Consider the following 13,511-nt stretch of genomic DNA (forward strand, 5'->3'; position numbering starts at 1 on the left):
CCATGAGCCCAGAACGTGTTGCCCGCGCTGCGCTCTCGCGTCTGATGGAGCCGCAGGATGCCGCAGGCCTGGCATTGGTCCACGTGGCAGGAGCAGTGGACGGGCTTCGGATTGCCACGGGCCAGGTGGCCGCGGGGCCGGGGCTCGAACAGGAAATCTCAGGCCTGCTGGCGGACAACGGTCCACCGGCAGGCTGGTCCGGACTGGCCGCGGCCCTGAAGCGGTGGCAACCGCGGATCCCGGATCTCGCACCCGAGCGGGACCTGGCCACCATGGCCCGGCTCGGCGGCCGGCTGATCGTTCCTTCGGATGATCTCTGGCCTGGACAGCTCGCCGATCTCGGTATCCAGGAACCCATCTGCCTTTGGTGGCGGGGCCACGAACAGCCCCTGCCCGCCCTGGAGAGCAGTATCGCTTTGGTGGGGTCCCGTGACAGTACAAGCTACGGGGCGTCGGTTACCGGTGACCTTGCGTACTCCCTGGCGCAGCGCGGGATGACCGTTGTCTCCGGCGGGGCGTACGGCATTGATGCCCACGCCCACCGGGCCGCCCTTGCCGGCGGCTCGGGCGCCGTTCCCACCATCGCCGTCATGGCCGGTGGAGTCGACCGCTTCTACCCGTCGGGAAACGAGGACCTCCTCCGGGCTGTCAGCAACCGGGGAGCTGTCCTCGCCGAAGTGCCTCCCGGTTCGGCACCGACCCGGTACAGGTTCCTGCAGCGGAACCGCCTGATTGCCGCGTTGTCCGCCGTCACGGTAGTGGTTGAGGCAAGGTGGCGGTCCGGAGCCCTCAACACCGCGCACCACGCGGAAAACCTGGGCCGCGCCGTCGGCGCGGTTCCTGGTTCGGTACACAGCGCCAACTCGGCCGGCTGCCACAGGCTCCTCCGTGATGGGGGAGCGGTCTGCGTGACCGACGCCGCCGAGGTCGCCGAGCTTGCCGCACCCAGCGGAACTGCCCTCCCGGACCAGCGGCAGGTTGCTGCGCAGGTCCAGGACGGGCTGACGCTTGAGGACCTGATCCTCCTGGACGCACTGCCCCTGCGCTCCACCACATCGGTGGAGAAGCTGGCAGCAGTCGCCGGACTGGGCCAGGACTCTGTCCGGGCCGGGCTGGGCCGCCTGGGACTTCTGGGGCTGGCCGTCTCGGAGCGGGGCGGCTGGAAGCGGGGCAAAGCGACTGACTGACTGAATACAACCCCGCCAGCTGACAATGCGCCAGTAATTACGGCGGCGGTGGCCCCGGAGGGCCGGTGTGCCGTGTCCGGCCGCGTTGCGGGGCCGGCACCTGAGAAAGTAGGAGGGTGGAACATGCTGAACAGCCCCCCGGGCTGCCCCCGAATCTCCTGCGGGCAATGGAAGGCTTTGCCGCGTACCTTTCCGGCGAACGGGCGGTATCCCCACACACCAGGCGCGCATACCTTGGCGATCTTGAAAGCCTCCTGGCTTTCGCCGCGTCCGAGGGGGCCACTGAACTCCAGGACCTCGAACTGGGAACCCTCCGGCGCTGGCTGGGGGCCCAGAGCCAGTCCGGGGCGGCCCGGGCCACACTGGCGCGGCGCTCCGCCACGATCCGGGCCTTCACCGCCTGGGCCCTGCGGGAAGAGCATCTGGACGCCGATCCTGCCCTCCGGCTCAAAGCACCCAAGCGTGAGCGGTCGCTCCCGGGGGTTCTCCAGGCGTCGCAGCTCGAACGGCTGTTCAAGGACCTCGAGGACCGCGCTGCCGATGGTGATCCGATGGCCGTCCGGAACCGGGCCATCGTCGAACTGCTCTACGCCACCGGCGTCCGTGTGGGTGAGCTGACCGGCCTGGACGTGGACGACCTGGAGCCGGACCGGAGGACACTTCGCGTGATCGGCAAGGGCAACAAGGAGCGCACCGTTCCCTACGGTGTACCCGCTGCCCTGGCTGTCGATGACTGGCTGCGCCGGGGGCGGCCGCTGATGGCAAAGGACACCAGCGGGCCGGCGTTGTTCCTCGGGCTCCGGGGTGGCCGGGTGGACCAGCGCCAGGTCCGCTCCGTTGTCCATGGACTCTTCGAAGCCATGGGGGACACCTCGGCATCGGGTCCGCACGCACTGCGCCACTCGGCGGCCACCCACCTTCTGGACGGCGGCGCGGACCTGCGTGCCGTGCAGGAAATCCTGGGCCACAGCAGCCTTGCAACCACCCAGATCTACACCCACGTGTCCGTGGACCGGCTGCGTAAAAGCTACCAGCAGGCCCACCCGAGGGCCTGAACCGACGTGAGGCGCATTGCACTGGCGTAACCAGGCGGGGTACGGCACAATAAGAGTCACGTCCGGCAACTTTCAAGTGCCTCTTGAAGCTCTCAGGCCTCTTGCGGCACATCGAGTCCGGACACTATTTAATCTGAATACAGCTGAATAACCAGGCAGGACACAGCCGCCGCAGCACAAGGCGCAGAAGTTCCATCCAGGCACAGGTCGTTGGGGAAGACGTACCTATAGCTATGGAGGATGGAATGTCTGTTGCATTGACCCGCGGTGTGCTGTTTGTTCACTCGGCCCCTACGGCCCTGTGCCCTCACGTCGAGTGGGCCATTGGATCCGTTGTGGATAAGCGCACGGATCTTGAGTGGACCCCTCAGCCTGCCGCGCCCGGAATGTTCCGGGCCGAGTTGTCCTGGGCCGGTACTCCCGGCACCGGGTCCAAACTCGCGTCGTCGCTGCGCGGGTGGGCCCACCTGCGCTACGAAGTCACTGAGGAACCCAGCCAGGGCGTCGACGGCGGCCGCTGGTCCCACACTCCAGAACTGGGCATATTCCATGCCGTCACGGATGTGCACGGAAACATCATGGTCTCTGAGGACCGGATCCGCTATGCCTATGAATCGGGCGCCGGCGATCCGTCCGCCGTCTATCACGAGCTGTCGCTCGCATTGGGCGAGGCCTGGGACGAGGAACTCGAACCGTTCCGGCACGCCGCAGAGGGCGCGCCCGTCCGCTGGCTCCACCAGGTGGGCTGACCGCCGTCGTTCCTTCTGCAGTACCGGAAGTCTCCATAGCAAAAGGAGGAGGCCCCGCCTGATGGCGGGGCCTCCTCCTTTTGCGGCAGTGCCGGCCCGAAAGGCCGGCGGCCGGAGTCCTAGACGCTGCGGACGGCAACGACGGCGTTGTGGCCACCGAAGCCGAACGAGTTGCTGAGCGCCACAATGTTACCGGCGGGAAGGTCCCGTGCGGACGTCACGACGTCGAGCGGGATCTCGGGGTCCTGGTTTTCCAGGTTGATCGTTACCGGAGCCTTGCGCTCGTAGACGGCCAGGACCGTCAGGACCGCCTCCACGGCGCCTGAGGCTCCTAGCAGGTGGCCCATCTGCGACTTGGTGGCGGAGACTGCAACGTTGTCGATGTGGTTCCCCAGGGCGGCACGGAGCGCCGTGTACTCGGGCTTGTCCCCGACGGGGGTGGAGGTGGCGTGCGCGTTGACGTGGACCACATCCTCAGCCTGGATGCGGCCGTCGAACATGGCTGCCTTGAGTGCGCGGGTGGCGCCCAGGCCCTGTGGGTCCGGAGCCGTGATGTGGTAGGCGTCGGCGGTCACGGACGTGCCGGCCAGTTCGCCGTAGATGCGCGCGCCCCCGGGCGAGGGCATGTTCCTCGGCCTCCAGGACCAAGGCACCGGCTCCTTCGCCCATCACAAAGCCGTCGCGGCCCAGGTCATACGGGCGGGAGGCGCCCTGGGGGTCGTCGTTGCGACGGGAGAGCGCCTGCATGGAGGCGAACGCGGCCAGGGGCATGGGGTGGATGGCAGCCTCGGCGCCGCCGCACATGACCACGTCAGCCTTGCCGGAGCGGATCAATTCCAGGCCCAGGTGCATGGCCTCGGTGCCGGAAGCGCAGGCCGAGACAGGGGTGTGGGCGCCGGCCCGGGCACCCAGGTCGAGGCTCACAGCCGCGGCAACACCGTTGGGCATGAGCATGGGAACGGTCATTGGCAGGACCCGGCGGGGGCCCTTTTCCTTCAGCGTGTCCCAGGCGTCCAGCAGCGTCCAGACGCCGCCGATTCCGGTGGCGAACGCGACGGCCAGCCGGTCCTGGTCGATCTCGGTGATGCCTGAGTCGGCCCACGCCTCGCGGGCGGCGATCACGCCGAACTGGGTGGAGGGGTCCATGCGCTTTGCCTCGACGCGCGAAAGGACGTCGAGGGCGGGGGTGCTGCAGCGTGCCGCGAAGTGCACGGGAAGTTCATACTTGGCCACCCAGTCGTCCTCCAGGGTGCGGGCACCGGAGACCCCCTTGAGCGCGTTCTTCCACATTGTGGGTACATCGCCGCCGATGGGTGTGGTGGCACCCAGTCCGGTGATGACTACTTTGCGTGTCATGGGATCACTCTTTCGTCGGTGGGAAACCGTCTCCGTCTGCCGGAGGGTCCCGCATCTTGATGGCCGGCGCGGCCGGTGTGGAGGCCGGCGCCAGGTAAAGCAAAAGTGGCTGGAAAATACGGCGGGCTGCCGGCCCGGTCATCCGGACCGGCAGCCCTGGCCATGCCGCAGGAGCGGCGGAAGCTGTAACTAGGCCTGTGCTCCGGCGATGAAGCTGACGGCGTCGCCAACGGTCTTGAGGTTCTTGACCTCTTCGTCCGGAATGCGGACGCCGAACTTCTCTTCGGCGTTGACCACAATGGTCATCATCGAGATGGAGTCGATGTCCAGGTCCTCGGTGAAGGACTTGTCCAGCTCCACGGCCTCGGGGGCCAGGCCGGTTTCCTCGTTGACGATTTCAGCCAGGCCGGCCAGGATCTCTTCGTTGCTAGCCATTGATGGCTCCTTTTCTTGTATTGCCGGCAGGGGCTGCCGGAAATGGATCAGGCCGCGGATGCGGCCCCTTTGATGGGACGATGCTAGGGAAGGACAACCACCTGTGCGCCGAAAACCAGACCCGCACCGAAGCCGATCTGCAGGGCCAGCCCGCCGCTGAGCTCCGGGTTTTCCTGCAGCAGGCGGTGGGTTGCCAGCGGAATGGAAGCCGCGGACGTGTTGCCGGCGTCGGCAATGTCCCGTGCAACTGTAACCGTCTCTGGCAGCTTCAGCTTCTTGACCATCTCGTCGATGATGCGCATGTTCGCCTGGTGGGGGATGAAGGCCACCAGGTCGTCGGCCTCCACGCCGGCAGCGTCCAGGGCCTGCTGGGCAACCTTGGCCATTTCCCATACGGCCCACCGGAAAACGGTCTGGCCGTCCTGCCGGAGGGTGGGGTAGAGTTCCTGTGCTTCTTCCAGGAGGGCAAGGTCGCCGGTGGAATCGGACTGGCGGGCGGCCATGCCCAGGTCCCGGACATCGAGCAAGGAACGGGTCATGCCAATGGCATCCCACTTGCTGCCGTCCGAGCCCCAGACGGAGGGTGCGATTCCGGGAGTGTCGGACGGCCCGATCACCACGGCGCCGGCACCGTCGCCGAGGAGGAATGAAATGGTGCGTTCGCGGTTGTCGATGACATCGGACAGCTTCTCGGCGCCGACCACGAGGACGTACTTTGCGGCCCCGGAGCGGACGAGAGCGTCAGCCTGGGCGATGCCGTAGCAGTACCCGGCGCAGGCTGCCGAGATGTCGAAGGCGGGCGCGGGCGTTGCCCCGAGCCGGTCCGCAAGGCTTGCAGCCGCTGACGGGGTTGCATACGGGTGCGTCACGGTGGACACGATGACAGCGCCAAGGTCCGTGGCTTCGATGCCTGCCTTCGCCAGGGCTTCACGGGCAGCGCCCTCGGCCATGTCGATGACGCTGACGTCAGCCGCTGCGCGGTGCCGCGTCACGATGCCCGTGCGCTGGCGGATCCACTCATCCGACGAGTCGATCCACTGGCAGACGTCGTCGTTGGTGACGATGACATCGGGGCGGTAGGCGCCCAGTCCCAGGATACGGGTGTGCTCCTGCAGGGGAGCCTGCTTCAGCGTGGGAACGCTCATGCGCCGCCCTCCAGTTCTGCGAAGAGTGCCAGCGCGGCGGAGAGGTCATTGGGGGTCTTGACCGCCACGGTCTTGACGCCGGGCATGCCGCGTTTGGCCAGTCCGGCAAGGGTACCGGCCGGGGCCAGTTCAATGACTCCGGTGACGCCGCGCCGGACCAGGGATTCCATGCAGAGGTCCCAGCGCACCGGCCGTGACACCTGGGCGATCAGGCTTTCGACGGCGGCAGTACCGTCGGTGACTTCGCCGCCGTCGTAGTTGGACAGCAGCGGCACGGTGGGGGCCTGCGGCTTCAGCTGGGGCGCAATGGCCTGCAGGGCGCTGACGGAGGGGGACATGTGGCTCGTGTGGAAGGCGCCGGCGACCTTGAGTGGGATGACCCGCGCCTTGGCCGGCGGGTTATCCGCCAGGGCCTTGAGCTGTTCGAAGGTACCGGCGGCTACGGTCTGGCCTGCCCCGTTGACGTTGGCTGGCGTGGCGCCGGCAGCCTCAATGGCTGCCAGGACTTCCGCGGGATCGCCACCCACGATGGCGCTCATGCCCGTGGGCGTGACGGCAGCGGCGGCTGCCATGCTGTTTGCGCGTTCGCGGACAAACGTCATGGCTTCGTCCTTGGTGAGGACGCCGGCCAGGGCCGAGGCGGTGATTTCGCCAACGGAGTGGCCTGCCAGGACCACCGGCAGGGAGCTGAGTTCGACGTCGAAAAGCGAGGAAGCTGCGATGAGTCCGGCGGCGACGATCAGGGGCTGCGCAACGGCAGTGTCCTTGATGGTTTCCTCATCCGAGGTGGTGCCATGGGCGGTCAGGTCGATCCCCGCGATCTCGCTGAGGGCGGCCAGCTGGCCTGCCACCGGGGGCAGTTCCAGCCAAGGGGCAAGGAAACCCGGGGTCTGTGAGCCCTGTCCAGGGCAGACTATTGCAAGCACGTAACCAGCTTTCCAAATTACTGTGTGGTCCAGCGGTGTTTGTCCGCACCAACCTCACGGGGTCAGGTTGTAGGAAGTCTACAACGCCTCAGGTCTGATTCCGGGACGGCTGCCGCTCCGTGGCGGACTTCGGCGGCCCGGAAAGGCGCCCCACGACGAGGGCCGCCTGCAGGACGAATGCTTCGCGCGGCAGGAGCGGATCCCACCCGGTGACGTCGCAAACCCGCTTCAACCGGTACCGCACTGTGTTGGCGTGGACGAAGAGTTCACGTGCTGTGGCCTCGAGCGAATGGCCCAGTTCAAGGTAAGTACCAAGCGTCTCCACCAGGCCGTTGGAAGCGGCCAGGAGGGGCCGGTAGATGTTCTTGACGAGGGAGCGGCGGGCCGCGTCGTCACCCGAGATGACACGCTCGGGAAGGAGGTCGTCCGCGGCCACGGGACGCGGCGCCGAGGGCCAGGCGCGTGCCGCCGTCAGGCCTGCGAAGGCTGACTGCGCCGAGCGGCTGGCCTCCAGCAGCGAACTGGCTTCGGGGCCGTACACTACCGGCCCCGGGGCGAACATTTCGCTGAGCTTCACATAAGCAGTTTCGCGGTCCTGCACGCCGCCGAGGATGAGGATCAGACGGTCCCCCTGGATTCCCACCAGCGCATCTTCGGCGTACCGGCCCGCCATCCGCCGCAGTTCACTGACGTAGCTGGCGCTGGGCTCAGAGGGGGAATTGCCCACCATTACGGTGAAACGCTCCTGCGCCTTCCAGCCGAGCGCTGCGATCCGGGAGCGCAGGGCATCCGTGTTTTCACCCCGCAGGATGGCATCGACAATGAGCGCTTCAAGCCGCGTGTCCCAGGAACCCCGGGATTCGGCCGCGCGGGCGTAGACATCGGCTGCGGCGAAAGCCACTTCGCGCGAATATCGCAGCACCGCCTCCCGCAGCGAGGGCTGGTCCGCCTCGGGCGCGATGACCGGCACCTGGTCTTCGACCACTTCAACGACGATCCGGATGAGCTGCAGCGCCTTTTGCAAGCTGATGGACCGCGTCAGCTCGGTGGGAGCGGTGCCGAACACGTCGGTCAGGATCCAGGAGGGGGAGCTGGGACGCTCATACCAGGTGACGAACGCGGCGATGCCGTTCTGGGCCACCATGCCCAGCGCCGACCGTTCATCGGCGCTCAGACGGCTGTACCAAGGCAGCGCCTGTTCCAGTTGCCGCATGGTGGTGGTGGAGAGCTGGCCCACGTTGGCCCGCAGCTTCTTGAGGGTTTCGGACTTTTCCGGAGTGACCTTCGGCTGGGACGGTTTACGCTTCGCGGGCTGCGTGGATGGTGCTGGCATTCTCCGAGCATACGGCCAGCAACCGGCAAGCTCCATTTGTGCGAAGGCTACAACACGCTTTGCCCTGTGTCACAGCGGCCAGTGCCCGGAAACGGACGACGGCGGCCCCCGCGCGTGGTGCGGGGGCCGCCGTCGTTGCTGCTGCCGGAAGGAGTTCGAGGTCAGTTATGCCACTTCAGCACCGATGAAGTCCGCATATCGGGTCGAACTCCCTGAGGGTGAGGTCAGGCCTCGCCTCCGGTGTTGCCGGTGGTGCCGGCATTGACGTTGAGCAGCTTGTACTTCTCGATCGCCTTGACCGGGGCGCCGGCATCCACTTCGCCGCGGCGTGCCAGCATCTCCAGGGCACGCACCACGATGGAGTGGGTGTCGTTTTTGAAGAAGCGGCGGGCTGCTGCGCGGGTGTCGGAGAAGCCGAAGCCGTCGGCGCCGAGGGTGGCGTATTCGTTGGGGACGAATTGGCGGATCTGGTCGGGGACGGCTTTCATGTAGTCGGAGACGGCGACGACGGGGCCGGTGGCGCCTTCGAGCTGCTGGGTGACGAACGGGACCCGGGCGGGTTGTTCGGGGTTGAGGAAGGCTTCTTCTTCGGCGGCGAGGCCGTCGCGTCGGAGTTCGTTCCAGGAGGTGACGGACCAGACGTCGGCGGAGACGGACCAGTCTTCGGCGAGGATGCGCTGGGCTTCGAGGGCCCAGGGCACGGACACGCCGGAGGCCAGGATCTGGGTGCGGGGGCCGTCGATCTTTGCCGGGGCGAGCAGGTAAATGCCCTTGATGACGCCTTCGACGTCGAGTTCGGCAGGTTCTGCCGGCTGGACGATCGGCTCGTTGTAGACCGTGAGGTAGTACATCAGGTTCCGGTCATCCGAGTCCGGCCCGTACATGCGTTCGAGGCCGTCGCGGATGATGTGGCCCATTTCGTAGCCGTAGGCGGGGTCGTAGGTGACTACTGCGGGGTTGGTGGAGGCGAGCAGGGGGGAGTGGCCGTCGGCGTGTTGGAGGCCTTCGCCAGTGAGGGTGGTGCGTCCTGCGGTGGCGCCGATGATGAAGCCGCGGGTCATTTGGTCTGCTGCGGCCCAGAAGGCGTCGCCGGTGCGTTGGAAGCCGAACATGGAGTAGAACACGTAGACCGGGACCAGGGGTACGCCGTGGGTGGCGTAGGCGGTGCCGGCGGCGGTGAAGGCTGCCACGGCGCCGGCTTCGTTGATGCCGGGGTGGATGAGCTGGCCTGCGGGGGATTCTTTGTAGGCCAGGACCAGGTCGCGGTCCACGGAGAGGTAGTTCTGGCCCTTGGGGTTGTAGATCTTGGCGGTGGGGAAGAACGCATCCATACCGAACGTACGGGCCTCATCCGGGATGATCGGGGCGATGTGCTTGCCGAAGTTCTTATCCCGCATCAGGTCCTTCAGGAGCCTGACGAACGCCATGGTGGTGGCGGCCTGCTGCTTCCCGGAGCCGCGCTTGGCAACCTCGTAGGTCTTCGCTTCCGGCAGCACGATCTCGGCGTGCTTGGAACGGCGTTCCGGCACCGACCCGCCGAGGGCTGCGCGGCGCTCCATCATGTACTTGATTTCCGGAGCGTCCGTGCCCGGGTGGTAGTACGGAGGGCGGTAGGTGTCCTGCTCGAGCTGCTCGTCGGTGACCGGGATCCGCAGGTGGTCGCGGAACTTCTTCAGGTCATCAAGGGTCAGCTTCTTCATCTGGTGGGTCGCGTTGCGGCCCTCGAAGTGCGGTCCGAGTCCGTAGCCTTTGACGGTTTTGGCGAGGATGACGGTGGGTTTGCCCTTGAATTCGGTGGCGGCTTTGTAGGCTGCGTAGACCTTGCGGTAGTCGTGGCCGCCGCGTTTGAGGTTCCAGATCTGGTCATCGGTGAGGTCCGCGACCATGTCCTTGGTGGCGGGGTCCTTGCCGAAGAAGTGCTCGCGGACGAACCCGCCGGATTCGGCCTTGTAGGTCTGGTAGTCCCCGTCGGGGGTTTCATTCATGATCTTCACCAGGGACCCGTTGGTGTCCCGGGTGAGGAGGTCATCCCATTCCCGGCCCCAGACGACCTTGATCACGTTCCAGCCCGCGCCGCGGAAGAACGCTTCGAGTTCCTGCATGATCTTCCCGTTGCCCCGGACCGGCCCGTCGAGGCGCTGGAGGTTGCAGTTGATCACGAAGTTCAGGTTGTCCAGGTTCTCGTTCGCGGCGAGCTGGAGCAGGCCGCGGGACTCGGGCTCGTCCATTTCCCCGTCGCCCAGGAACGCCCAGACCTGCTGGTCAGAGGTGTCTTTCAGGCCGCGGTTGTGCAGGTACCGGTTGGACTGGGCCTGGTAGATCGCGTTCATCGGGCCGATACCCATGGACACGGTGGGGAATTCCCAGAAGTCCGGCATCAGGCGCGGGTGCGGGTAGGAGGACAGGGCATGGCCGGCCCGGGACTTTTCCTGCCGGAACCCGTCCAGGTCCTCCTCGGTCAGGCGCCCTTCCATGAACGCACGGGCGTACATGCCGGGGGAGGCATGGCCCTGGAAGAAGACCTGGTCCCCGCCGCCGGGGGCGTCCTTGCCACGGAAGAAGTGGTTGAAACCGACCTCGTAGAGGGTCGCGGCACCGGCGTAGGTGGAGATATGCCCGCCCACCCCGATCTCGGGCCGCTGCGCCCGGTGCACCATGACCGCGGCGTTCCACCGCATGTACGCCCGATACCGGCGTTCGTACTCTTCGTTGCCCGGGAACGGTGCTTCCTGGTCCACCGGGATCGTGTTCACGTAATCGGTGGTGGTCACCATCGGCACCCCGACACTCTGCGCGCCCGCACGCTGCAGCAGGCTCCGCATAATGTACTGGGCACGCTCGGTACCCTGTTCCCGGATCAACGCATCCAGGGACTCAACCCACTCCGCAGTCTCTTCCGGATCACGATCAGGCAGCTGGTCAGTCAACCCGCTGAGGATATGGGAGGTATCTTCTCCTGCAGCCACGTCCAACCTCTCTTTGCGCGCATAGATCGGCGCACTCAGGCCAGGCAGGGTGACTGCCCGGCAAACGTACGCCGTGTGCGACGTATCGGTTACATCAGCCCGGTCATGTGTGCCGGGCAGGGTTCCTAGAGCTCCTACGTCTGCACGGAGTTACAAGGTTGTTGTCCTGCAGGCATAGTCGTCATCAGCCACTCTAACCGCCGGGGCAAGCCGATGCGTAGCCGTGGCTTTGGCGCGACAGTTGTATTTCGCCGTCATACTGGTTGTGTGACGAAGGGCCGCTGCGACGCAGGCAGAAAGCCCCGGTGTGACGCAGAATATGCGCAATTCCGGGTATGCCAGCTTGAAGCGCAGGCACAAAGGGTGTTGGCTTGGGAGTAATGGAAATCACTATGCAGACTGCATATCAAACGTATTGGAGGAACACGTGAGCGAGGCCGACGCCGCCACTTCGGTAAATGTGGCGGAAAAATTGGGTTTCAAAAATGGGGATCTGATTCAGGAGTTCGGTTACGACGACGACGTCGACTTCGACTTGCGTGACGACATCGAGGACCTCACCGGCGCAGACATGCTCGACGAGGATGACCATGAAGTGGCGGACGCCGTCATTTTCTGGTGGCGTGACGGCGACGGTGACCTGGTGGACAGCCTGATGGACTCGCTGACCACCCTCAGTGAAAGCGGTGTGGTCTGGATCCTGACGCCGAAGTCCGGCCGGGACGGATACGTCTCGCCTGCCGACATCCAGGAAGCAGCGCCCACCGCCGGGCTGCACGTCACTACGTCGGCCGGGGTCTCCAAGGACTGGAGCGCAACAAGGCTGGTCAGCAGGAAGAACAAGTGACGCCTGCGCCTGCTGCTGCCACCACCCTGCTGGCTGCCGGCGACCCGGCGCCGGACTTTGAACTTTCCAACCAGTTTGGCGAACCGGTCCGGCTATCGTCGTTCCGCGGCCAGAACGTTGTACTGGTCTTCTACCCGTTTGCCTTTTCCGGCATCTGCACGGGCGAACTCTGCGAGATCAGGGATAACCTCGCCTCGTTTGAGGACTCGAATGCCGCCGTCGTGGCTGTCTCCGTCGACAGCAAGTTCAGCCTCCGGGCATACGCCGGGCAGGAAGGCTACAGCTTCGACCTGCTCGCTGACTTCTGGCCACACGGCGGCGTTGCCCGCGCCTACGGTGTCTTCGATGAAGACAGTGGCATGGCCAAGCGTGGCACGTTCATCATCGATGCCGGCGGCGTCATCCGGTACACCGTGGTCAACCCCCGCGGCCAGGCACGTGACTTCTCCGCCTACCGCACCGCGCTGGCCGGGCTGGAACAGGCCTGACAGCAGTGGAAAAGGGGCGGCATGGGGTGGGACTCACCGGGTTCGCCAGCATGCCGCGCGTCGAACCGGCGCACCCATCCAGCCGGGACCTTGAGGTCCTGGGCCTGATCCGCGACCTCCTGTCGGGGGCGCCGTTCGCCTTGCTCACAGGGGCGGGCCTGAGCACTGATTCCGGGATTCCCGACTACCGCGGGCCCGGGTCCCCGCCACGCTCGCCCATGACCTACCAGGAGTTCGTCAGGGACCCGGCTAACAGGCAGCGGTACTGGGCACGGAACCACATCGGCTGGTCCCACCTCCGCCATGCCGACCCCAACCATGGACACCTCGCGGCAGCAGAGCTCGAGCGCCGGGGATACCTGACGGGCCTCATTACGCAGAATGTAGACCGGCTCCATGAGGACGCAGGAAGCACCAATGTGGTGGACCTCCACGGCCGGTATGACCAGGTGGTCTGCCTCGATTGCGGCCGCACCTACTCCCGTGGGCTCCTGGCCGGCATGCTGGGTGAACTCAATCCGGGTTTCCTGGAGCAGGCCGAGGCATCAGGCCTCGTGGAGATGGCCCCGGACGCGGACGCCACGGTGGAGGACCTGGGCCTGATTGGCGGCTTCGTCGTTGCAGTTTGCCCTGCGTGCGGCGGGACACTGAAACCGGACTTCGTGTACTTCGGGGAGAACGTGCCCAAGGACCGTGTCGAACGGTCCTATGCGATGGTGGATGAGGCTGCGGCCCTGGTGGTGGCCGGTTCATCCCTGACCGTCATGAGCGGCCTGCGTTTTGTCCGCCATGCAGCCAAGGAAGGCAAACCGGTGGTGATCATCAACCGCGGCGAGACCCGCGGGGACGACAAAGCCACCATCAAGCTTGAGGCCGGCGTGAGCGAATCACTGAAATGGTTGGCGGAACGGCTCCCACCGCTCTGACCTGCCGGAATACCCATAAGTCAGGCCCGTGATCCCGATTCGCGTTTAGCCGCCTCTGTCCGGTAGAGTCTATGTTCGTTGGTTTGCGGCTTATCGAA

11 protein-coding genes and 1 pseudogene are annotated in these 13,511 nt (G+C 66.0%); 6 read left to right on the top strand and 6 right to left on the bottom strand.

From position 1 onward, the window contains the following. The first annotated feature begins 2 nt into the window (after positions 1–2). The 3 genes from dprA to OVA06_RS07125 all read left to right on the top strand — a co-directional run bounded on the left by dprA (position 3) and on the right by OVA06_RS07125 (position 2,991). Positions 3–1,187, top strand: coding sequence for a DNA-processing protein DprA (dprA, locus tag OVA06_RS07115; RefSeq protein WP_056085437.1), 1,185 nt, complete (start codon positions 3–5; stop codon positions 1,185–1,187). 167 nt (positions 1,188–1,354) lie between these two features. Beyond that, complete coding sequence (locus tag OVA06_RS07120) at positions 1,355–2,242, top strand: tyrosine recombinase XerC (protein WP_268157260.1); 888 nt, start codon at positions 1,355–1,357, stop codon at positions 2,240–2,242. 245 nt (positions 2,243–2,487) lie between these two features. Beyond that, complete coding sequence (locus OVA06_RS07125; protein WP_268157262.1) at positions 2,488–2,991, top strand: DUF3145 domain-containing protein; 504 nt, start codon at positions 2,488–2,490, stop codon at positions 2,989–2,991. A gap of 119 nt (positions 2,992–3,110) precedes the next feature. Here OVA06_RS07125 and OVA06_RS07130 read toward each other — a convergent pair. The 6 genes and pseudogenes from OVA06_RS07130 to aceE form a co-directional block, all read right to left on the bottom strand. Next, positions 3,111–4,347, bottom strand: a pseudogene (locus OVA06_RS07130) (beta-ketoacyl-[acyl-carrier-protein] synthase family protein). Between the two features lie 189 nt (positions 4,348–4,536). After that, a complete protein-coding gene (locus tag OVA06_RS07135; protein WP_009359314.1) occupies positions 4,537–4,782 on the bottom strand; it encodes an acyl carrier protein in 246 nt (81 codons plus the stop codon). A gap of 83 nt (positions 4,783–4,865) precedes the next feature. After that, complete coding sequence (locus OVA06_RS07140) at positions 4,866–5,927, bottom strand: beta-ketoacyl-ACP synthase III (RefSeq protein WP_056085368.1); 1,062 nt, start codon at positions 5,925–5,927, stop codon at positions 4,866–4,868. Then, positions 5,924–6,853 carry an ACP S-malonyltransferase gene (locus OVA06_RS07145; protein ID WP_268157266.1) on the bottom strand — a complete coding sequence of 310 codons (930 nt, stop codon included), beginning with the start codon at positions 6,851–6,853 and terminating at the stop codon, positions 5,924–5,926. The genes OVA06_RS07140 and OVA06_RS07145 overlap by 4 nt, the downstream gene beginning before the upstream one ends. A gap of 88 nt (positions 6,854–6,941) precedes the next feature. Further along, complete coding sequence (locus tag OVA06_RS07150; RefSeq protein WP_268157268.1) at positions 6,942–8,186, bottom strand: PucR family transcriptional regulator; 1,245 nt, start codon at positions 8,184–8,186, stop codon at positions 6,942–6,944. A 224-nt stretch (positions 8,187–8,410) separates the two neighbouring features. Beyond that, positions 8,411–11,152, bottom strand: coding sequence for a pyruvate dehydrogenase (acetyl-transferring), homodimeric type (gene aceE / locus OVA06_RS07155; protein WP_268157270.1), 2,742 nt, complete (start codon positions 11,150–11,152; stop codon positions 8,411–8,413). A 427-nt stretch (positions 11,153–11,579) separates the two neighbouring features. Between aceE and OVA06_RS07160 the strand changes: the two genes are divergently transcribed. From OVA06_RS07160 to OVA06_RS07170, 3 genes are read left to right on the top strand one after another with little or no spacing between them, the layout of a single operon-like run. After that, positions 11,580–11,999 (top strand): DUF3052 domain-containing protein, encoded by a 420-nt coding sequence (locus OVA06_RS07160; RefSeq protein ID WP_015937387.1) that lies wholly within the window; start codon positions 11,580–11,582, stop codon positions 11,997–11,999. Next, positions 11,996–12,487: a peroxiredoxin gene (locus OVA06_RS07165; RefSeq protein WP_056079876.1), complete on the top strand. Its 492-nt coding sequence runs from the start codon at positions 11,996–11,998 to the stop codon at positions 12,485–12,487. Before OVA06_RS07160 ends, OVA06_RS07165 begins: the two co-directional genes overlap by 4 nt. Before the next feature lie 50 nt (positions 12,488–12,537). Continuing rightward, complete coding sequence (locus OVA06_RS07170; protein WP_056079988.1) at positions 12,538–13,413, top strand: Sir2 family NAD-dependent protein deacetylase; 876 nt, start codon at positions 12,538–12,540, stop codon at positions 13,411–13,413. Positions 13,414–13,511 lie beyond the last annotated feature (98 nt).

It is taken from the genome of Pseudarthrobacter sp. SL88 (assembly GCF_026672455.1).
GTDB lineage: Bacteria > Actinomycetota > Actinomycetes > Actinomycetales > Micrococcaceae > Arthrobacter.